Genomic DNA, 20,402 nt, shown 5'->3' on the forward strand with positions numbered 1-20,402 from the left:
GTAAGGTCCGCTTTGTGCCAGAAGCGGACGTAGGGCATGTCCTGGAACTTTAAAATAATCTATCTGATGAGTCGCAGCCCTCTGAATACGATTTTTTTGAATTCTTCACATTCGGAATGCTCAGTCTTTGTACAACATGCGACATGTTTCAGCCCCCGGCTTAACAACTGGAGTTTGCGGATAGTGCCGTCGATCTCCGTTGCTCGCTGAAGAAGCTGAACGCTGTCTAATGCGAGTTTGTTCTCTGCACTAAACATTGCGCCTATTTCATCAAGAGAAAACCCCGCAGCCTGCCCAAGCGCGATTAATTGCAGTTTATTGATAACATTTTCATTGTATTGCCTTCTTAGCCCGTTACGGCCAACAGGTTTGATTAGTTTTTTCTTTTCGTAATATCGCAACGCTGACGGGGTAACTCCGGTAAGGTCAGCGATTTCCCTGATATCCAGTTCTTTCATTGTTGACTTAAACCTCACTTTAAGTTGCACACTGATCATTATGTCATTTAAAAGAAGGAGTAAGCATTGGATATCATTATTTTTTTCAAAACTGTCATCACGGGCATTGGCGCAACACTGGTCATGGATTTGTGGTCGTTATGTCAAAAGCTCATTTTAAAAATTCCACCATTGAATTATGCGCTGGTAGGCCGCTGGATTTTATGGCTTCCACAAGGAAAATTCAGGCATCACACCATTCTTTCAGCGTCACAGATACGTGGGGAGAATCTTACTGGCTGGGTATTCCATTATCTGACCGGGATAATTTTTGCTGTTATCCCGCTTTTGCTTAACGGAAGGGGTTGGCTCCATGAGCCTTCTATCTCCACAGGTGTGTTGACAGGTTTGTTAACTTTGATTGCTCCGTTCTTAATTTTGCAACCCGCGTTTGGCTTTGGTATCGCCGCCTCCCTTACACCTCGTCCATGGGTGGCGCGTTTGTTAAGCCTGATTACGCACCTTGCGTATGGTATTGGGTTATATGGCATTACCGCTGTTATGACGTCATCATCATAGCGACATTGAGCAGTTCAAGTGTCAGAACACCCACTTTTATTGCCTTGCACTGACCCTATCGCTGTTTTGATAAGCCGGATGAACAGAAAGTTATTAATTGGCGGACAATTTCATTGTCCGCTTCTCGTTCTTAGCGGAAATTCGTCAGAAGAGTTAGTTTGCTCTTTGCCAGAAACGGAAGTTGTGACAGCGGCTTATCCGGATAAATGGAGAGTAAGCGAGCTTGCCCTTTGCCTCGCGGCCAGAAATACATCCTCTTGAATATGGAATTATTATTCAGGTTTTAATCGCTCTTCAAAGGTTTACGAGAATCGCTTCTGACATGTTGTGATGTCCTCAAAGCCATTCATAATATAAAAGTGAACAACTTGGATACCGCAACGCACCTGGAGAGCAAAAATGGATAAATATGCGGAGCAACTTACAGGATTTATGCGGGCCGTAGGCTGTATGAATGATGCGGCAAACCGCACGTCTGACTATTTCGTGATGAAACTTGAAGAAAGCGATAGCATGCAGACTTCTGTGGCGATATATCACTCGACCATTACAGATAAGTTTCCTGCCGCATACTGGCACCCGCAACTTGAAGCTTGCGATGAAAAAATGTTTATGGAAAAGGTGGCGTTATGGTTTTTTGAGCATCGGGACACTCAGCGGCTGCCTACTTCACTCAAGCAGAACCTGCTCGCCCATTTTCACGATGGACTCACTTACATGACCGGTAATGCGTTGTACTTTACCCTCATCACCAGCCCACCAGTTTGGTATGGCTCCCTACATGATGAGTTCGTCATTGAGTCACAATATGGCAGATTCCTCGTGCATTTTAGTTGTACTGACTGACTCTTTATTCATCATCCAGCGGCAGTAACGTTCCGATTAATAATGTATTTAACAGGCTAATTAGCCGCTGGCAGTAGAAGCGGTCCTGGCAGAGGCTGTGCGGTGAGTAGGTGGCCGGGATTATAAGTTTAACTCGATGTCATTACGAAGCTGTAAAAAGTAAAACGTCCGCTTCTCGCTCATAGCTGACATCGACGACAATTAAAATAAGAAGTAAACACAAAAAAGTCGAGCGGCATTATTTGCACGCTTACCGCATCTGTTGGATACCATATCAACAGAATCTCCCTGTTGGCATAGCGTAACGGCCTCTTTAATCATACCCCACGAAAATCATTCGGGAACCGTTCAGCATGGTTCAAACAGCGCTACAGGGTTCGGCACAGGCACCAGACCTGCACGCTGGCGGCGCCAGCAGCCATTAACAGACGGCTGATTTCGCCAACGGTACTGCCGGTAGTGACCACATCATCAACGATGGCGATGTGACGCCCGCGAACGTCAATTTCCAGCCTGAAAGCCCCACGCAGATTTTTACGCCGTGCGCTGGCGCTTAACTGATGCTGCACCTTTCCGGCGCGCACCCGGCGCAATCCTTGTGGCTGATAATCACTACCGCACCAGTGCGCCAGTAAACGCGCCAGCAGGTCGGCCTGATTAAATCCCCGCTGCCATGCGCGTCGCTGATGCAGTGGCACGGCAACAATGATCGCTGGCCTGGCTAACGGGCGAATTCGTCGTTGCTGCCACCAGCTCAGCAAAATCAGCCGCGCCAGCACCGCAGAGAGTGCCGTTGTGCGATGGAATTTGAACTGAGTCAGCAATACGCTGAGAGGAGGCTGGTAGTTGCTGACAAAGCACAGCGCCTGCCACGGCGGCGGACGTCGCAGGCAGCGGCCGCACTGCCCGGTGATACCGGCTGCTGGCAAGCCACAGCGCGGGCAGGCCGCCGGATGAAGCGGCAACTGGCGATAACAGTAACTACAAACTCCCTGCTGATGCAGCGCCAGCGGCATCAGGCATAGCCAACAACATCCCGGCATTGGTAGCATAGTGGCCTCTAAAGTAATTCTGTAACGAATAAAGGACAATAACCGATGGCGCAGCTCTACTGGCAGACCGCCGGCACAGGAAAAGTTGATCTTGTGCTGTTGCACGGATGGGGACTGAATGCCGAAGTGTGGCATTGCATAATCGACCGGCTCAGCCCGCATTTTCGTCTGCATCTGGTAGACCTGCCAGGCTTTGGCCGCAGCAGCGGTTATGGCGCAATGACGCTGGACCAGATGGTGGACAGCCTGCTGCCGCAGATGCCGGAACAAGCGGTGTTAGTTGGCTGGTCGCTGGGCGGCCTGGTCGCCAGCCGCCTGGCGCTGCGTTATCCCGACAGAGTGCGGGCGCTAATCAGTGTGGCATCGTCACCTTGTTTTACTGCCCGCGAAGACTGGCCCGGGATTAAACCGCACACCCTGCAAGGTTTTCAGCATCAGCTGAGTGAAGATTTCCAGCGCACGGTTGAGCGTTTTCTGGCGCTGCAAACGCTGGGTACTGAATCTGCGCGGCAGGATGCGCGGTTGCTGAAGAGTGTGGTGTTGTCGCAGCCGATGCCGTCGGTCGAGGTACTGGAAGGTGGGCTGGAGATTCTCAGGCAGGTCGATCTGCGTGCTGAGATGGCCGGATTAAAAGTGCCAATGTTACGGCTGTATGGCTATCTCGACGGGCTGGTGCCGCGCAAGGTTGCCAGTTTGCTGGATGAGCAATGGCCAGATAGCGAATCACGCATTATTGAGAAAGCGGCACACGCGCCATTTATCTCGCATCCCGAGGCGTTCAGCCAGCATGTTATTGATTTTACGCAGTCGCTGGCGCAGTAACATTTGGTCATATAACTGGCAAATTTGTAAGTTAGCAGTAATAATTGCTCAGGTAAGCAAGGCTGCTAATTATCTCATCAGTCTGAGTTGTCCACGGAACCGGGCAATAATTTTTTGGCTGTTTACGTGTTCTGAAGTGGTAATTGCACATATCAATATCGATCTAAGGAGAGGCTTTATATGAATGTATTAAAAACTATTGCTGCAACATTAGTACTGGGTTCAGTTTCTTTTGGCGCGCTGGCGGCGGAAGAAGTGACCAAAGAGCAGGTTGAACAGATGAAGCTGGAAAAAATCGGTACGGTAACCACTACCGCTGAAACCACTTCACCAATGGATGCTAAAGCAGTGCTGTCAAAAGAGGCTGATAAAAAGGGCGGTAAATACTTCCTGGTTATCGCCGGACGTGAGCACGGTAAAATCAGCGCGACTGCTGAAGTTTACAAGTAATCCGTTCGCCGGGCATGCCTGATTAAGGCACGCCCGTTTTCAGCCACAGATAATGCCACGGCGCTAACACCAGCGTTTCATTCCCGTCGATCACCTCTTCGCGCACAATATCACGATACTTTCTTTGCTCGGGCAGCCGGGTTTCCACGCTTTTACTGCTCAGGTTATACACGCATAACAGGCTGGCTTGTCCGTCATGCGAGTAGCGGCGCAGTATCAACAGCGTATTGTCGCTGTCGAGAATTTCCATTGGATTATCAGGATGAAAAGCCGGCTGGCGGGTTCGCAGCTGGATTAATGCGCTGAGCTGCGTAAACACCTGATGGCGCAGCCCGTTTTCTGCCGTCAGCTGCTGCTCAATATCGGCAATGGCATATTTCTCGCGATTAATCGCGCGGTTGTGGCCGGCCGCTTTTACCCCTTCGTTGTCATTGCGCGAACCCAAAATACTCTGTACATAAATCGCCGGTACGCCGGGAAAGGCCAGCAGCAGGGCATGTGCCAGCATAAATCGGCGCAGACGCGTCTCGTCGTCGTCGTCCTGCTGGTTAAGCGCGTCCATATAGGTGACGTTAATTTCATAGGGGCTGGTGCTGCCATCCGGATTGTTTTTATACGAGATCAACGCGCCTTCCATTGCCAGATCGCGCACCAGTGCGACGATCTCTGATTCCGGCAAAATACCGCGCGCCGGATTAAGACCAATACCGTCATGTGAAGCGAGGAAGTTAAAGAAAGTGGTGGTGCCACCGCCGGAGTCCAGCGAGGCGGCCCACTGGCGCAGCGCGCGTGAAGAGCCATTATGTATTGCATGCAGCACCAGTGGCGGCAGCGAAAACTGATACACCATCTGTGCTTCATCCTCGCCGTTACCAAAATAGCTGATGTTGTCCTGATGCGGCACATTGGTTTCGGTAATGATCACCGTGCCGGGCGCCACCTCATCGACGATGGCGCGAAACAGTTTCACCAGCTGATGGGTTTTCGGCAGATGAATGCAGCGGGTGCCGGGGGTTTTCCACATGTAGCCAACTGCATCAAGGCGGACATAATCGGCCCCTTTTTTCAGGTAATCCAGCAGTACGCCGGCCATGCGAATCAGCACTTCCGGATTGCCGAAGTTGAGGTCTATCTGGTCGGCACTGAAGGTGGTCCAGATAAAGCGCTTTTCACCATTGGCAAAATCAAACGGCGTCAGCAGCGGCGAAGTGCGCGGGCGCGTGACCGCACTAAGGTCGGTGGCGGGCGGCATACTGATAAAAAAGTCGTCCCAGCCGGGGTCCAGCGCCAGAAAATGTTTAAACCAGGCGCTGTGCGCTGACATATGGTTGCAGACAAAATCGAACATCAGCCGCGTATGGCGATGTAATTCGGCAATATCTGACCAGTCGCCACAGATACTGTCGATCCGATGGTAGTCAATCACGGAAAAGCCATCGTCGGAAGACCATGGAAAGAACGGCAGCAGATGGACAATATTAAAAGTGTTGTGCAGATGCTGTTGGTAAAAGCGGGCAAAGGTGGCCAGCGTTGGCGCTTCGCTTTCGCGGAACTGATCGGCATAGGTAATCAGCACCACATCTTTCTCATCCCAGTGTGGCTTACGGGCATTTTTTATTGACTCGCGCGCCGCACGTATATCAGAAAGCAGCCGCTCGCGGCTGGCCTGCGGGAAGGTCGATGAATAGATTTCGTCTATTAAATTATTGATATTATGCATTTTAATCCAACGGGCCACCGCGTGGAGAATGAAAAAGCACTCTTTTTCACTGTAGACCGTTGGACTAAATTCGCAACCACCTGGCAGAGTGAAGCTGCAGACTAATGGCAGTTTTTGCTCTGTTTACATCCCCGGCAGCCGGATGATGAAAGCGTCGTGATGGCAATCCTTTCTGACGGCAGGCGCAAGTGACGGAGTATGGCGATCACCAGCAGGTTAAACACCACGACTAAGGCGATGGCGATACTGCTGTAACGCGGATGAACGGCAAAGGTGGCGAACTGATAAAACAGCGTAGCCAGTGAAAAGGCCAGATTTAATCCCCAAAATATGGAGAACGCCATCCAGCGGCGGCTGCTTTCGCGGGCGATCGCCCCCATTACCGAGACGCAGGGAACATACAACAGCACGAATAACAGATAGCTATAAGCGGCAGCATTGTTTGCGAATTTACTGCTCATCATACCCATCGCGCCGCTGGCCATTTCGCCATCGCCTTTGCTGGCTTCAATCGGATTAGCCAGCACGCTGAGTGAAAAGGTGGCTTTCAGGCCCTGCCAGGTTTCATTCAACGCTTCGGTGAGTTCCTCACGCAGGCTGAACTGGCTGGGATCAAATGGCGTCTGGCTGATCGCTTCAGCGGTATACAAGGTGTTAAGCGTACCGACCACCACCTCTTTTGCCATTGCTCCGGTTACCAGGCCGACGGTGGCCTGCCAGTTATCATTGTGCACGCCAATCGGCGCCAGCAGCGGCGTAATGCTGCGGCTGACGTTAGCCAGCGCTGAGTCGTTGATGGTGCTGACCGGCTTACCGCTAAAGGAAAAACTGTTAAGTGCGCCGATAATAATACTGGCGACAATGATCACTTTACCGGCGCGCAGCACGAATCCCTGTAAGCGCTGCCAGGTTTGCAGCAGTAAGGTTTTCAGATGCGGAACGTGGTACAGCGGCAGCTCCATAACAAATGGCGTCGCGTCGCCACGCATCAGGGTATGCTTCAGCAGCAGGCCAGTGCCAATCGCCGCCAGAATGCCGGTAATGTAGAGGCTGAATACCACCAGCGCACCGTTCTGACCAAAAAAGGCGGCGGCAAATACGGCAAAAATCGCCAGCCGCGCCCCGCAGGACATAAACGGGGCCATCATTACGGTGATCAGCCGCTCACGCGGCGCATCAAGGGTGCGGGCACCCATTACCGACGGCACATTGCAGCCAAAGCCGACGATCAGCGGCACAAAAGATTTGCCTGGCAAACCGAGCGCCTGCATCAGGCGATCCATCACAAACGCCGCGCGCGCCATATAGCCGGAGTCTTCCATAAACGACAAAAACAGATACATCATGCCAATCTGCGGCACCAGTGGCAGCACGGTATTGATGCCGCCGCCCACTCCCTGCGCCAGAAACAGCGTCAGCCAGTCGGGGAGCTGCAACATCCAGCCCAGCCATTGCATACCATGAATAAACAGCGCTGCCGAGCCGATATCAAACAGCGGCTGTAGTGCACCGCCAATGTTTATTGCCAGCAGAAACATCAGATACATCATCAGCAGGAAAATCGGCACGCCGAGCCAGCGGTTGAGGATCAGGCTGTCCAGCCGTTGCGACAGGCGATGGGGCTGCGCCAGATGACTATTGCTGACGGCGGCACTCAGCTTTTCGATGGTGCGGTAGCGCGCTTCAACGATGGCCAGTGCGTAATCCTGCGATAGCGATGCCAGTAATGCCTGGGCTGCGGTTCCGGCTTGCGCAATACTAAAGATATCGCCTTCCAGCATTTGAATCGCTAACCAGCGACGTTGCGCTGCGGAAAAAGAAGCGGGCAGCGTCTGCGTCAGCTGCGTGGCGGCATGGTTAATCTCAACCGGATAATCAATCGTCAGTTCGGCGGCCTGAAGTGAATGCTGATCTATCGCCTGCTTCAGCGCATCAATACCCTGCGCCCGGGTTGAAACCAGCGGGACTACCGGGCAACCGAGACGTTTTGCCAGTGCCTGAGTATCGATGCTGATACGCTGATTTTCGGCAATATCCAGCATGTTAAGCGCCACAATGCAGGGCACGCCGAGCTCCAGTAACTGCACGGTGAGATAAAGATTACGCTCCAGATTGCTGGCATCGACCACATTAATCAGCAGGTCGGCGTCGTTGCTGAGAATGTAGTGGCAGGCGATCTGCTCATCCAGCGAGCTTTGCTGCGCCAGCGTGGTCAGCGAGTAAGTTCCCGGCAGATCGATCAGCCGCACCTGCTGCTGAGCGGTGTTAAAGCTGCCCTCTTTGCGCTCAACGGTGACGCCCGCCCAGTTGCCAACACGCTGGCGTGCGCCGGTTAACTGATTAAACAGCGTTGTTTTGCCAGCGTTTGGGTTGCCAATCAGGCCAATGGTGCAGGTTTTCATCATCAGCCTCGTTTAGCTCACGCATTCGAGCTGGAGCAGGGCGAGATCTTTTTTCCGCAGCATCAGATTAACGCGTCGCGTTTCAATCTGCAGCGGGTCACCCAGTGGTGCAATACGCACCACATCAAAACTGGTGCCGGGCAGCATGCCCATCGACAGCAGTTTCTGGCGAAATGCTGCGCCGATAGTGGCGCTGAAACCGATGATTTTATAGCGTTGTTGAGCGATAAGTTGCATTAAAGCACCTCGATATTGTCGCCGGGCGACAAAGAAGATCAGGGTGTAATTTTAATGAGAACGATTATCGTTGGAATTGACGTAAAACAATTTCGCGGTGAACTGAGAAAAATAATCAGGGCGAAAAAGATTCCGCCCTGTGAGGTGATTACTTTTTACCGAAGGCCGCGGCTAATGCATCGCCCATCGCGCTGTTGCCCGCCGGGGTCTGACTGGCTTTTGGACGCGGTTTGCCCTGTGCCGGACGTCCGCCATCACGCGCGGCGCTCTTGCCGTTGCCGCCTGCGCGGACATTACTTTCGCCAGGCTGTTCGTCGAGACGCATGGTCAGTGCGATACGTTTACGTTGCAGATCGACTTCCATCACCTTCACTTTGACGATATCACCGGCTTTCACCACTTTATGCGGATCGTCGATAAATTTGTCGGAAAGTGAAGAGATATGCACTAAGCCATCCTGATGCACACCGATGTCGACAAATGCACCGAAGTTAGTGACGTTAGTCACCGCCCCTTCCAGCACCATGCCAGGTTGCAGATCGTTCATGGTGTCGATGCCGTCGGCAAACTGCGCGGTTTTGAACTCAGGACGCGGATCGCGACCCGGTTTTTCCAGCTCTTTGATAATGTCGCTGACGGTAGGCACACCAAAACGCTCATCGGTAAAATCAACCGCTTTCAGGTTACGCAGCTCAGACGGATTACCCATCAGCTCGTTCAGCGCCTGGCGGGTAGCAGACAGTATGCGCTCCACCACCGGGTAAGCTTCCGGGTGCACGGTTGAGGCATCCAGCGGGTTATCGCCATGGTTAATACGCAGGAAGCCGGCACACTGTTCAAAGGCTTTCGGCCCGAGGCGGCTGACTTTCAGCAGCTGCTGGCGGTTGCGGAAGCGGCCGTTCTCATCACGCCAGCCGACGATATTCTGCGCCATCATTTTGCTCAGCCCGGCCACGCGCATCAGCAGCGCCACCGAGGCGGTATTCAGATCGACACCCACGCCGTTTACGCAGTCTTCGACTACCGCATCGAGCTTTTTCGCTAACTGGCTCTGGCTGACATCATGCTGATACTGGCCAACACCAATGGATTTCGGATCGATTTTCACCAGCTCGGCCAGCGGATCCTGCAAACGACGGGCGATAGATACCGCGCCGCGCAGCGACACGTCCAGATCCGGGAACTCCAGCGCCGCCAGTTCGGAAGCCGAGTACACCGAGGCACCGGCTTCACTGACAATCACTTTCTGCGCCTGTACCTGCGGGAACTGTTTCTGCACGTCCAGGAAGAAGCGCTCAGTTTCGCGTGATGCCGTACCATTACCAATCGCCACCAGCTCAACCTGGTGTTTACTGCACAGATTCGCCACCGCCACTGCCGCTTTCGCTGCCTGGCCGGTGTGTGGATAGATGGTATCGGTCGCCACCAGTTTGCCGGTGGCATCGACTACCGCCACTTTTACGCCGGTACGCAGGCCCGGATCGAGGCCCATGGTGGCGCGCATGCCGGCCGGGGCCGCCATCAGCAGATCGTGCAGGTTACGGGCGAACACATTGATGGCTTCATCTTCTGCACGCTCGCGCACGCTGCCCATCAGCTCGGTTTCCAGATGCAACAGCACCTTGATGCGCCAGGTCCAGCTGACGACCGCTTTACGCCAGCTGTCAGCCGGCGCATTGTTCAGGCGCAGATTCAGGTGTTCAGTGATGATCTGCTCACCGTGGCTTTCACGCGGCGGCTCATCAAACTGCGGATCGGCATTCAGCGCCAGCTGCAGCACGCCTTCGTTGCGGCCACGAAACATCGCCAGTGCCCGGTGTGAAGGCACCGTCGACAGCGCTTCATGATGATCGAAGTAGTCGCGGAATTTCGCGCCCGCTTCCTCTTTGCCTTCCACCACGCGGGAAACCAGATGGGCGTTTTTCCACAGGTATTCGCGCACCTTCGCCAGCAGCGCAGCGTCTTCAGCAAAGCGCTCCATCAGAATATAGCGTGCGCCATCCAGCGCGGCTTTCACATCGGCCACGCCTTTATCGGCGTCGACAAATTCTGCGGCCAGCTGCTCAGGCTGATGTGACGGATCCTGCCATAGCGTATCTGCCAGCGGTTGCAGGCCCGCTTCCATCGCGATCTGTCCACGCGTGCGGCGCTTCGGCTTGTAAGGCAGATAGAGGTCTTCGAGTTCGGTTTTGCTCATCGTGCCGTTGATCGCGGCAGCTAGCGGTTCGGAGAGTTTGCCCTGTTCGTCAATGGATTTCAGAATGGACTGACGGCGCTCTTCCAGTTCGCGCAGGTAGCCAAGACGCGTCTCCAGTTGGCGCAGTTGGGTGTCATCCAAACCTCCGGTCACTTCCTTACGATAACGTGCAATAAACGGCACGGTATTCCCTTCATCCAACAGGCGAACAGCGGCTTCAACTTGTTCAGCTCGTGCCTGAAGTTCACTTGCAATAATGCGGCTCAGCGAATCATTCATCATCGGTTCAACTATCTTGCTATCACAGGGTTGAGAATCAGGGGACAGTTATACGGATCGACGCGCAAAATTGCCAGCCAGCTGGCAGTGATTGCGCCATAATCCGAATTTTCTATCCGGCGTAGCTGATTTCATTCACGTACCACAGCGCTTCGCCTGCCGGTGTATGAACGATAACGGCATCGCCGACTTCTTTTTTCAGCAATGCGCGCGCCATGGGTGAGTCAATAGAGATATAGTCGTTACGACCAAAGATTTCGTCATAACCCACGATGCGAAAGCGTTTGATGTCGCCATCATCATTTTCAATCTCGACCCACGCACCGAAGAACACTTTGCCATCCTGCTGGGGTGAGTAGTCGACAATGCGCAGCGCTTCGAGGCTTTTGGTGATATAGCGCACTCGTCGGTCGATTTCACGCAGCCGTTTTTTATTGTATTGATAATCGGCATTTTCACTGCGGTCACCCAGACTGGCAGCCCAGGTCACTTTTTTGGTCACTTCCGGCCGCTCTTCACGCCAGAGGAAGTCCAGTTCCTCTTTTAGCCGGTTATAGCCTTCACGGGTAACGAGTTTGGTTTTCATCGGCTTTTAGCTCTGTTGGTTATGACATGCTGTTACTGCGATTTTAGAGGGAATATTATCAGAGCTTCAACCTTGTTCGGGTTAAGCTGTGACAATCAGTGGCGATAAGGTTGCAACGGCGCAAAAATGCGCACAGACCTGTTAAAAATCAATGTTAAGCCCCTGTTTAATATGCTTTGTAACAATTTCGGCTACAATATAAACCATTAATAACTGTCACTGTACGGCAACTTTTTTAAGAATAGTGACTCAGGCAATCGCGCCTTTGGGAGTATCGAAATGCAAGAAAACTACAAAATCCTCGTCGTTGATGATGATATGCGTTTACGTGCGCTGCTGGAGCGTTACCTGACCGAGCAGGGCTTTCAGGTGCGCAGCGTGGCTAACGCTGAGCAGATGGACCGTCTGCTGACCCGTGAATCTTTCCACCTGATGGTGCTGGACCTGATGCTGCCAGGTGAAGATGGCCTGTCTATTTGTCGTCGTCTGCGCAGCCAGAGCAACCCGATGCCGATCATTATGGTCACCGCCAAAGGTGAAGAAGTCGACCGTATCGTCGGGCTGGAAATTGGTGCGGATGACTATATTCCTAAACCGTTTAACCCACGTGAACTGCTGGCGCGTATTCGCGCGGTGCTGCGTCGTCAGGCCAATGAACTGCCGGGTGCGCCTTCACAGGAAGAGGCGGTGATTGCTTTTGGTAAATTCAAACTGAATCTCGGCACCCGTGAAATGTTCCGTGAAGATGAACCGATGCCGCTGACCAGCGGTGAATTTGCGGTACTGAAAGCACTGGTCAGCCATCCGCGTGAGCCACTTTCCCGTGACAAACTGATGAACCTGGCGCGTGGCCGCGAATACAGCGCCATGGAACGCTCCATCGACGTGCAGATCTCTCGTCTGCGTCGTATGGTTGAGGAAGATCCGGCGCATCCGCGTTATATCCAGACCGTCTGGGGCCTCGGCTATGTCTTTGTGCCGGACGGCAGCAAAGCATGAGGCGATTCCGCTTCTCTCCGCGCAGTTCGTTTGCCCGAACGCTGTTACTGATTGTGACCCTGCTGTTTGTCAGCCTGGTCACAACCTATCTGGTGGTGCTTAACTTCGCCATTCTTCCCAGCCTGCAGCAGTTTAATAAGGTGCTGGCATACGAAGTGCGTATGCTGATGACTGACCGGTTGCAGCTGGAAGATGGTACGCAGCTTGAAGTGCCGCCAGCGTTCCGGCGCGAGATCTATCGCGAACTGGGTATTTCGCTGTATACCAATGCAGCGGCGGAAGAGAGCGGATTACGCTGGGCGCAACACTATAAGTTCCTCAGCGATCAGATGGCGCAGCAGCTGGGTGGGCCAACCGATGTTCGGGTCGAGGTGAATAAAAACTCGCCGGTGGTGTGGCTGAAAACCTGGCTGTCGCCGGATATCTGGGTGCGTGTGCCGCTGACCGAAATTCATCAGGGTGATTTCTCGCCGCTGTTCCGCTATACGCTGGCGATTATGCTGCTGGCTATCGGCGGGGCCTGGCTGTTTATCCGAATTCAAAACCGACCCCTGGTGGAACTGGAGCATGCTGCGGTACAGGTGGGTAAAGGTGTGATCCCGCCGCCGCTGCGTGAATATGGCGCATCGGAAGTGCGTTCGGTTACGCGTGCTTTTAACCAGATGGCGGCTGGCGTTAAGCAACTTGCGGATGATCGTACCCTGCTGATGGCAGGCGTCAGCCACGATTTGCGTACGCCGCTGACGCGTATTCGCCTGGCGACTGAGATGATGTCGCAAGAAGACGGTTATCTGGCCGAGTCGATTAACAAAGATATCGAAGAGTGTAATGCGATTATCGAACAGTTTATTGACTACCTGCGCACCGGCCAGGAAATGCAGACCGAACTGGCTGATTTGAACAGCGTGTTAGGTGAAGTGGTGGCCGCTGAAAGTGGTTATGAACGTGAAATTGAAAATGAGGTAATGCCTGCCGAGTTGCTGGTGGAAATCAATCCGCTGTCGATCAAACGTGCGGTGGCAAATATGGTGGTTAACGCCGCGCGTTATGGCAACGGCTGGATTAAAGTCAGCAGCGGCAGTGAGCTGCAGCGCGCGTGGTTCCAGGTGGAAGATGACGGGCCGGGAATCGCACCTGACCAGCTAAAACATCTGTTCCAGCCGTTTGTACGTGGTGACAGCGCCCGCAGTACCAGCGGCACCGGGCTGGGGCTGGCGATTGTGCAACGCATTATCGATGCGCATCAGGGGGCACTGGATATTGGTGTCAGTGAGCGTGGAGGTTTACGCATTCGCGCTTACTTACCGTTGCCACAACAAGCGTCAGTAGCGTTACCGGCAATAACAACGCCGTCCTGACGGAGAGCTGGGCGAAAACGCGGCGCGTCGTTACCCGTATCGAAGGTTTGCATCAGAACGGGAGCCGGGAACGGCTCCCTGCGTTATTCCTGTCAATCTCAGAGCTGTGGGCCTGCTTTAACCAGCGCGGCACCAGCAGGTGTATCAGTGTATTTATCAAAGTTATTAATAAAGCGCTGTGCCAGATCGCGTGCTTTGTCGTGCCACTCTTCTGCGGTCCGGTAGGTATTGCGCGGATCGAGAATCTGACTGTCCACTCCCTTCAGTGCTACCGGCATTTGCAGATCAAAAATCGGCAGTGTCCGGGTCTCCACTTCACTCAGTTCACCCTGCAAAATGGCATTAATAATCGCACGCGTGTCTTTGAGTGAAATACGCTTGCCGCTGCCGTTCCAGCCAGTGTTGACGAGGTAGGCTTCAGCGTCAGCATCCTGCATGCGCTTCACCAGCACTTCGGCATACTGTGTCGGATGCAGAGTGAGGAATGCCGCACCAAAACAGGCGGAAAAGGTTGGCGTTGGCTCAGTTACGCCGCGCTCGGTGCCCGCCAGCTTGGCGGTAAAACCGGACAGGAAGTGATACTGCGTTTGATCGGCGGTAAGACGCGAGACCGGCGGCAGTACGCCAAACGCATCGGCGGTCAGGAAGATCACTTTTTTCGCGTGGCCCGCTTTTGAAACCGGCTTAACGATATTATCGATATGATTGATCGGATAGGAAACGCGGGTGTTTTCGGTTTTGCTGCCGTCATCAAAATCAATCGAACCATCGCTTAATACCACCACGTTTTCCAGCAGCGCGTCGCGACGGATGGCGTGATAGATTTCCGGCTCCGCTTGCTCGGAAAGTTTGATGGTCTTGGCGTAGCAGCCACCTTCGAAGTTAAACACGCCGTCATCATCCCAGCCGTGTTCATCATCACCGATCAACTGACGCAGCGGGTCGGTAGACAGGGTGGTTTTTCCAGTACCGGACAGGCCAAAGAATACTGCCACATCGCCTTTTTCGCCGACGTTCGCCGAACAATGCATCGAAGCAATACCTTTTAATGGCAACAGGTAGTTCATGATAGCGAACAGACCTTTTTTCATTTCGCCACCGTACCAGGTGCCGCCGATCAGCTGAACGTTTTCCGTCAGGTTAAACGCGACAAAGTTCTCCGAGTTTAACCCCTGCGCTTGCCAGTCCGGGTTGCTGCATTTCGCACCGTTCATCACGACAAAGTCGGGTTTAAAGCTGGCCAACCCGGCTTCATCTGGCTGGATAAACATGTTTTTCACGAAGTGCGCCTGCCAGGCAACTTCAGTGATAAAACGCACGCTGAGGCGGCTGTCAGGGTTAGCACCGCACCACGCATCGACAATAAATAAGCGTTTGCCGGACAGTTGCCTGGTCACCAGCGCTTTCAGTGAATCCCAGGTGTCCTGTGACAGCGGCTGATTATCATTCTTGCCTTTACCCTGATCGCACCACCACAGGGTGTCGCGCGTGGTGTCATCACGCACAATATATTTATCTTTGGGTGAACGTCCGGTAAAGATGCCGGTATCCACCGCAATAGCACCGGATTGAGTCTGAATGCCGCGCTCGTAACCTGTTAAACCGGGTTGGGTTTCTTCCTGAAAGAGAGTGTCATAATCGGGGTTATGAACAATCTCAACCGTATCAGTGATGCCATAAGCGACGAGGTCCTGGGCGGTCAGGCCGTTAGCGCGCATATTACTGCTCCTTTATCGGTTTTTTTACTGCATAAAATGTAGGGGGTATTTCGTTTTCACCGACCGTGATCATCGATATCAAGGGTGAAACAGGGCAGGGATAATCACGATCGCGCGCAGTGTACACCTGTGACTCATTAGCGAAAGAGCGGAACGGCAGAAATGAGACACGAAACGATTTAATGATGTAATTCAGTGCAATCTGAGGCGGGAATATGTCGTAAGCATCAGAGAAGCCAGCTTTAATTGTCGATATTAGTGATAATAACAGTGGGGAATAGATAAGGAGATGGCTTAAGAATTTTAGTGCGGGCGGCGCGGCCGCCGCCCATGACTGATTAATGTACTTGCTGGTTGCCGGTCGCTGAGTCGTTACGAATGGCGGCAATATCGATGGCATCATAGACATAGTGGCTACCACAGTAGTCACAGTTCATATCAATTTCACCGTCTTCCGCGAGAATTTCATCCACTTCGGATTGCGGTAGCGTAGTCAGCACTTCGCCACAGCGCTCACGCGAGCAGGTGCATTTAAACTGCACGTTCTGCGGCTCATAAACCGTCACTTCTTCCTGATGATACAAACGCCATAACACTTCGTTGGCAGGCAGAGTAATCAGCTCTTCGGTTTTAATGGTTTCGGTTAAGGTCGCCAGATGAGTAAAGTCATCAGTGCTGGCATCCTGCGCCGGTAAGACCTGTAGCAGAATGCCGCCGGCACCTTTCTGGCCTTCCACTTCACCGGTGCGCAGGAACAGGCGCGTTGGCAGCTGCTCGGAGCGCATAAAGTAATCTTCGAGACAGGCAGCCAGCGTATCGCCTTCCAGCCCGACCACGCCCTGATAGCGCTCACCCTGCTCCGGGGAGATAGTGATCACCAGGTAGCCATTACCCACCATTTCTTTCAGCGTGCTGCCTTCAGCAATTTCACCCTGAGTACGCGCCACGCCGCGCATCTCCTGACGATTGTTGCCATTGATTACCGCCAGATTCAGTGCGCCATCACCCTGCAACTGCACGGTGATATCACCGTCAAACTTCAGCGTCGCGGTTAGCAAGCTGGTGGCAATCAGCAGTTCGCCCAGCAGTTGCTGAACCGGCTGTGGATAGTCATGGCCTTCAATAATTTCGCGCCAGGTGTCAGAGACGTTTACCAGTTCACCGCGTACGGCATAGTTTTCGAACAGGTAACGATGCATTTGGTCTTGATGGGACATAATTTTCTCTCATAGTTGCGATCTATTCATCGCCAGAATGTTTAAATTTCATCAGATCGCGGCGCTCTTTCTTGTCGGGGCGGCGGTCGGGATGGGGCATCGTCAGCGCATTCATTTTGCGCGCCAGCGCCACTTTTTCGCGTTTCTCAATACTTTGTGCCGTTTCGGCGTACAGCTGCTGGGCTTCCGTTGCGGGACGTCGTTGGTCGGTAATTGCCAGTACCACCACGGTTTTTTCATCGTTGCCCTGGCGCAGTGTCAGTTCGGCATCCACTTCCATTAGCTTGCTCGGTTTGCTGCGCTGACCGTTATAGTGAACCTTGCCACCTTCGATCATTTCGCGAGCCGCCGCGCGGGTTTTATAAAAGCGTGCAGCCCAAAGCCATTTATCGAGCCGGACGCCCTCAGTGCTTTTCTCTTTCATTGCTGCTCCTGATTAACGATCTTCCGTCACTATCGCGCTAACGCGGCTAGCAGGGTGCGATAGTCATTTATCGCAGGATGGCGGGCGAAGGTGATATCGGGTCGCCCTGAGTCAGGATTGCTGATGCCTAAACAGTAGCCAATTCCCCAGCATTTTGCCGCATCGAGAATCTTTTCGTTATCGTCGATAAATAGCGTGCGCGCATTGTCAAAGCCTGTCTGCTGCTGAACCGCCTGCCACAAACGCTGATCTTCTTTCGGATATCCAAATGTGTGGGTAGAAAGTAATAAATCAAGGTGCTGGTCAAGGCGGGTTTGTTCCAGCTTCACCTGCAGATTCCACGGGTGCGCATTGGTCAGCAGGATGGTGCGCTTGCCGCTGGCGCGCAACGCCGCAAGAAATGGCAGCGTGTCGTCACGCATCTTCGCTCGCTCGCGCATCTCCCAGGTCATCGCACGGATATCAAGATCCAGTTCCCGGCTCCAGTAATCCAGGCAGTACCAGTCCAGCGTATGCTGCACCGCCTGATATTTATCGTCGATCAGCTGGCTGGCGGCATCAATGCTAATACCACGCTGGTTGCTGAGCGTTAGCGGCACGTGCTGTAGCCAGAAATGGCTGTCAAAAGCGAGATCGAGCAGGGTGCCGTCCATATCAAGCAGGACGGTATCAATTTCAGACCAGTTCAGTGAATCAGGCATGCGGGCTCCGCGCGAGGATGAAAAACCGGGCGACAGGGTAGCACAGTTACTTAGCGGTCAGAACAGCGGCCGTACCGCCTGAATGGAGGTCAGCGAGTGGTTAAAGCAGTGTTCGTAATAGCGCTGTATTTCGACCATCCGCGTACGATTTCGGTGCATTCGCTTCAGTGCCAGCAGGCTGTTTACCAGCAGAGTGATGCTGACGATTAACAGCAGTAAACTGGTGCCGAGGTAGCGCCACAGGCTAAGGGCGTCCGGCTCATTGTGCAGCGCAACGTGCTGAGTGCCGTTCGCATCGGTAGTGATACTGGTGATAATACCGGAAGCGCTAAACGGCGTATGCAACAGCATTGATGACAATCGTTGCAGCTCATTCCACTGATCCGGCGCATTATAATCAAACAGCGAAACCGCTGGCTGCGGCTGGCTGACCAGCTGGCGGCCTTCATCACTGATAATCAGGAAACCACCCGGAGGTGGGCTGTTCAGCGCTTCCGCCGCGCGATGAGTTTCGCGATAGAAGAAAGAGGAGGTGGCGGTGTTTACCAGGTTTTCCAGCGCCTCCGCACTGACCGGCCGTAACAGCACGTTCATGCCGTTCAGCGCACCGGAATTTGCCCGACCAATCAGCGTTTCCCAGTCTTTAGCATTACCAAGATTAACCAGCGCGTTCTTCAGGCGCACACAGTCCTGCGGCTGGCTACACAGGTCCTGCGTTTTTACCACCAGGTCCGAAAAGTCATCCAGCAGAATCATACCTGATTTCTGAATGGCAGTAGCCAACTGTGGGTTTAGTTTGGGATCGGTACTGGTTTGCGGATGCAGTTGCTGATTGGTTGTCAGCTGTAAAGCGGTGGCTTTATCAATGATCTCAGACTGCGGCTGTGGCAACGGTGCGGCATTATTCCAGTAGATCGCCGAACAGTCGAACGGCATAAAGGCGTAAGTGCGGTTGCTCTGATAGTTGGCGGGCACTGAGCACATGCCGCTACCGCTGGCATGCAAGCTGTCGCCAACCCGCAGTGAAATTTTCTGCAGATCGTCAACCGTCGTCACCTTGATGCTTTCGGTGCCTTTAATCCACGCCATACTCAGCTTGATTGGCATGCTGAGCGGTATCCAGCTGACCAGCAGCACCAGTACCAGCAGCGAGCCGCAGGCCAGCACCAGATTTTTTCTCCAGCGCTGAATGGGAAAATTACGTACTTCATCCTGCAATGACAGGAAGCGCCCCTGGCGTACTACCTGGCAATTAAGATAGATATCTACTTCGGTGGTCTGGCCTAAATCGTGATTAACGTAAGGCTGCCAGTGTGGCGGATAAATCAGATCGATAATGCCCAAAGAGATATTACTGATCTGACCCTGATTAGACTCACTAAACAGCCCCCAGCGTTTCGGCGCACCGCGCAGGCAGTGAATCTCGCGCAGGTCTTTTTCCGATGGGCGACGATACAAAAACCAGCAACTGACGGCGATCATCACAATACCGGCGCTTATCAACCACGGCATCAGCAGCGCAGGAGAGATCAGGCTGATAAAGAACATCAGCAGGGCGCAGCCAATCACTACCGCTTCACGGGTGCCCTCTGGCCGCGACAGGCTGTACTCTTCAATCGTCTCTTTACGAATGTTGAGCAGCTCAATATTTTCGCCTTCTTCTTTACGAATTGACGCGTTAGGTGCCAGTGGGCGCACCATCGGTGGCAGCGCGGGCTGTTCAAAGGCGTAGCTGGTCAGCGAATGGCCGTTAAGGGAGATCACCAGCGGGATGGTCTGCGTTTTAATCAGCTCAACATAGTTCTCATCGGCGATATGCTGTTCCCACAATGGCGGCAGATGAACTTCAACTGCATCAAGGTAATAGCGCCATTTATGCGGCTCATCGGTGGAGAGTCCGTAACGGGTAATCGCTCGGGTAACCGGATAGACATTGCTGCTTTGCGAGTTAAGCGCCAGTTTTACCGGAGAGGCGCTGGTTCCACCTGGCAGTTTACTGGCAGCGTTCTTCGTCAGCGATGCGAGGTAGCGTTCGACGGCAGCGCGTTCTTCATCGGTAAGTTTACGGTGAGGGGGACTGACAAACGGCAGTGGTTTCGCCAACGGCGGACGATGCCGCATAGCGTACCAAAAGAAACAACCTGCTACGATCGAACAGGTTAGCATTACAGCCAATATGATGACTATTGTGCTCATGCTTTGCTCATCCCAGCCAATGTACTCCCGTCACAGTCTTGCTCATTCCTGCATACATTATATCTTAAGGTTAATTTTGGCGTGGCAGGGCAGAACTGGTAACTGGCCTTACATACAAAATAGCGCACAAAATCATAAAATTAGAGGGTTTTTACAGTAAGCCTTGTGCAGATGTTACCAGG

The 20,402-nt window shown here is 53.2% G+C and carries 18 protein-coding genes; 6 read left to right on the forward strand and 12 right to left on the reverse strand.

What is annotated here, in order from left to right:
- Window positions 1–59: 59 nt before the first annotated feature.
- A complete protein-coding gene (locus RIN69_RS01520; protein ID WP_171149929.1) occupies window positions 60–458 on the reverse strand; it encodes a helix-turn-helix domain-containing protein in 399 nt (132 codons plus the stop codon).
- A 66-nt stretch (window positions 459–524) separates the two neighbouring features.
- Here RIN69_RS01520 and RIN69_RS01525 point away from each other — a divergent pair, with 66 nt between their 5' ends.
- Together RIN69_RS01525 and RIN69_RS01530 are read left to right on the forward strand one after the other, a co-directional pair.
- Window positions 525–1,016 (forward strand): DUF2938 domain-containing protein, encoded by a 492-nt coding sequence (locus tag RIN69_RS01525; RefSeq protein WP_313855124.1) that lies wholly within the window; start codon window positions 525–527, stop codon window positions 1,014–1,016.
- A 399-nt stretch (window positions 1,017–1,415) separates the two neighbouring features.
- Window positions 1,416–1,862: a hypothetical protein gene (locus RIN69_RS01530; protein ID WP_313855125.1), complete on the forward strand. Its 447-nt coding sequence runs from the start codon at window positions 1,416–1,418 to the stop codon at window positions 1,860–1,862.
- 368 nt (window positions 1,863–2,230) lie between these two features.
- On the opposite strand, the gene gntX is transcribed toward RIN69_RS01530, so the two are convergent.
- Window positions 2,231–2,914 carry a DNA utilization protein GntX gene (gene gntX / locus RIN69_RS01535; RefSeq protein WP_313855126.1) on the reverse strand — a complete coding sequence of 228 codons (684 nt, stop codon included), beginning with the start codon at window positions 2,912–2,914 and terminating at the stop codon, window positions 2,231–2,233.
- Between the two features lie 45 nt (window positions 2,915–2,959).
- Between gntX and bioH the strand changes: the two genes are divergently transcribed.
- Window positions 2,960–3,736: a pimeloyl-ACP methyl ester esterase BioH gene (gene bioH, locus RIN69_RS01540; RefSeq protein ID WP_313855127.1), complete on the forward strand. Its 777-nt coding sequence runs from the start codon at window positions 2,960–2,962 to the stop codon at window positions 3,734–3,736.
- A 180-nt stretch (window positions 3,737–3,916) separates the two neighbouring features.
- The gene (locus tag RIN69_RS01545) at window positions 3,917–4,186 is read left to right on the forward strand and encodes a YdgH/BhsA/McbA-like domain containing protein (RefSeq protein WP_313855129.1); all 270 of its coding nucleotides are present in this window, start codon (window positions 3,917–3,919) and stop codon (window positions 4,184–4,186) included.
- 22 nt (window positions 4,187–4,208) lie between these two features.
- Here RIN69_RS01545 and RIN69_RS01550 read toward each other — a convergent pair whose 3' ends face one another.
- From RIN69_RS01550 to greB, 5 genes are all read right to left on the reverse strand, one after another.
- The gene (locus RIN69_RS01550; protein ID WP_313855131.1) at window positions 4,209–5,906 is read right to left on the reverse strand and encodes an alpha-amylase family glycosyl hydrolase; all 1,698 of its coding nucleotides are present in this window, start codon (window positions 5,904–5,906) and stop codon (window positions 4,209–4,211) included.
- A 101-nt stretch (window positions 5,907–6,007) separates the two neighbouring features.
- A complete protein-coding gene (gene feoB / locus RIN69_RS01555; protein ID WP_313857854.1) occupies window positions 6,008–8,308 on the reverse strand; it encodes a Fe(2+) transporter permease subunit FeoB in 2,301 nt (766 codons plus the stop codon).
- A 12-nt stretch (window positions 8,309–8,320) separates the two neighbouring features.
- Complete coding sequence (gene feoA, locus RIN69_RS01560) at window positions 8,321–8,545, reverse strand: ferrous iron transporter A (RefSeq protein ID WP_313855133.1); 225 nt, start codon at window positions 8,543–8,545, stop codon at window positions 8,321–8,323.
- Between the two features lie 148 nt (window positions 8,546–8,693).
- Window positions 8,694–11,024, reverse strand: a complete 2,331-nt coding sequence (locus tag RIN69_RS01565; protein WP_313855135.1) for a Tex family protein — start codon at window positions 11,022–11,024, stop codon at window positions 8,694–8,696.
- 109 nt (window positions 11,025–11,133) lie between these two features.
- On the reverse strand, window positions 11,134–11,607 hold the full coding sequence (gene greB / locus RIN69_RS01570) for a transcription elongation factor GreB (protein WP_313855137.1): 474 nt from the start codon (window positions 11,605–11,607) through the stop codon (window positions 11,134–11,136).
- Window positions 11,608–11,886: 279 nt separating this feature from the next.
- Between greB and ompR the strand changes: the two genes are divergently transcribed.
- Both ompR and envZ read left to right on the forward strand, forming a co-directional pair.
- A complete protein-coding gene (gene ompR / locus RIN69_RS01575; RefSeq protein WP_001157751.1) occupies window positions 11,887–12,606 on the forward strand; it encodes an osmolarity response regulator transcription factor OmpR in 720 nt (239 codons plus the stop codon).
- Window positions 12,603–13,964 (forward strand): two-component system sensor histidine kinase EnvZ, encoded by a 1,362-nt coding sequence (gene envZ, locus RIN69_RS01580; protein ID WP_313855139.1) that lies wholly within the window; start codon window positions 12,603–12,605, stop codon window positions 13,962–13,964. Before ompR ends, envZ begins: the two co-directional genes overlap by 4 nt.
- A 98-nt stretch (window positions 13,965–14,062) precedes the next feature.
- Here the strand turns inward: envZ and pckA are convergent, their stop codons facing one another.
- The 5 genes from pckA to RIN69_RS01605 form a co-directional block, all read right to left on the reverse strand.
- Entirely contained in the window at window positions 14,063–15,682 is a 1,620-nt protein-coding gene (gene pckA, locus RIN69_RS01585; protein ID WP_313855142.1) for a phosphoenolpyruvate carboxykinase (ATP), read from the reverse strand.
- 338 nt (window positions 15,683–16,020) lie between these two features.
- Window positions 16,021–16,899, reverse strand: a complete 879-nt coding sequence (hslO, locus tag RIN69_RS01590) for an Hsp33 family molecular chaperone HslO (RefSeq protein ID WP_313855145.1) — start codon at window positions 16,897–16,899, stop codon at window positions 16,021–16,023.
- 22 nt (window positions 16,900–16,921) lie between these two features.
- On the reverse strand, window positions 16,922–17,323 hold the full coding sequence (hslR, locus tag RIN69_RS01595; protein ID WP_313855146.1) for a ribosome-associated heat shock protein Hsp15: 402 nt from the start codon (window positions 17,321–17,323) through the stop codon (window positions 16,922–16,924).
- 29 nt (window positions 17,324–17,352) lie between these two features.
- The gene (gene yrfG, locus RIN69_RS01600) at window positions 17,353–18,024 is read right to left on the reverse strand and encodes a GMP/IMP nucleotidase (protein ID WP_313855148.1); all 672 of its coding nucleotides are present in this window, start codon (window positions 18,022–18,024) and stop codon (window positions 17,353–17,355) included.
- Between the two features lie 57 nt (window positions 18,025–18,081).
- Window positions 18,082–20,220: an intracellular growth attenuator family protein gene (locus tag RIN69_RS01605; RefSeq protein ID WP_313855149.1), complete on the reverse strand. Its 2,139-nt coding sequence runs from the start codon at window positions 20,218–20,220 to the stop codon at window positions 18,082–18,084.
- Between the last annotated feature and the right edge of the window lie 182 nt (window positions 20,221–20,402).

This window comes from Winslowiella toletana, assembly GCF_032164335.1.
Classification (GTDB): domain Bacteria; phylum Pseudomonadota; class Gammaproteobacteria; order Enterobacterales; family Enterobacteriaceae; genus Erwinia; species Erwinia toletana_A.

What these genes read in the sequence shown, in the direction of transcription:
- RIN69_RS01520 (WP_171149929.1), bottom strand. Translation starts at nt 458, where the DNA reads ATGAAAGAACTGGATATCAGGGAAATCGCTGACCTTACCGGAGTTACC.
- RIN69_RS01530 (WP_313855125.1), top strand. Translation starts at nt 1,416, where the DNA reads ATGGATAAATATGCGGAGCAACTTACAGGATTTATGCGGGCCGTAGGC.
- gntX (WP_313855126.1), bottom strand. Translation starts at nt 2,914, where the DNA reads ATGCTACCAATGCCGGGATGTTGTTGGCTATGCCTGATGCCGCTGGCG.
- bioH (WP_313855127.1), top strand. Translation starts at nt 2,960, where the DNA reads ATGGCGCAGCTCTACTGGCAGACCGCCGGCACAGGAAAAGTTGATCTT.
- RIN69_RS01545 (WP_313855129.1), top strand. Translation starts at nt 3,917, where the DNA reads ATGAATGTATTAAAAACTATTGCTGCAACATTAGTACTGGGTTCAGTT.
- RIN69_RS01550 (WP_313855131.1), bottom strand. Translation starts at nt 5,906, where the DNA reads ATGCATAATATCAATAATTTAATAGACGAAATCTATTCATCGACCTTC.
- feoB (WP_313857854.1), bottom strand. Translation starts at nt 8,308, where the DNA reads ATGAAAACCTGCACCATTGGCCTGATTGGCAACCCAAACGCTGGCAAA.
- feoA (WP_313855133.1), bottom strand. Translation starts at nt 8,545, where the DNA reads ATGCAACTTATCGCTCAACAACGCTATAAAATCATCGGTTTCAGCGCC.
- RIN69_RS01565 (WP_313855135.1), bottom strand. Translation starts at nt 11,024, where the DNA reads ATGATGAATGATTCGCTGAGCCGCATTATTGCAAGTGAACTTCAGGCA.
- greB (WP_313855137.1), bottom strand. Translation starts at nt 11,607, where the DNA reads ATGAAAACCAAACTCGTTACCCGTGAAGGCTATAACCGGCTAAAAGAG.
- ompR (WP_001157751.1), top strand. Translation starts at nt 11,887, where the DNA reads ATGCAAGAAAACTACAAAATCCTCGTCGTTGATGATGATATGCGTTTA.
- envZ (WP_313855139.1), top strand. Translation starts at nt 12,603, where the DNA reads ATGAGGCGATTCCGCTTCTCTCCGCGCAGTTCGTTTGCCCGAACGCTG.
- pckA (WP_313855142.1), bottom strand. Translation starts at nt 15,682, where the DNA reads ATGCGCGCTAACGGCCTGACCGCCCAGGACCTCGTCGCTTATGGCATC.
- hslO (WP_313855145.1), bottom strand. Translation starts at nt 16,899, where the DNA reads ATGTCCCATCAAGACCAAATGCATCGTTACCTGTTCGAAAACTATGCC.
- hslR (WP_313855146.1), bottom strand. Translation starts at nt 17,323, where the DNA reads ATGAAAGAGAAAAGCACTGAGGGCGTCCGGCTCGATAAATGGCTTTGG.
- yrfG (WP_313855148.1), bottom strand. Translation starts at nt 18,024, where the DNA reads ATGCCTGATTCACTGAACTGGTCTGAAATTGATACCGTCCTGCTTGAT.
- RIN69_RS01605 (WP_313855149.1), bottom strand. Translation starts at nt 20,220, where the DNA reads ATGAGCACAATAGTCATCATATTGGCTGTAATGCTAACCTGTTCGATC.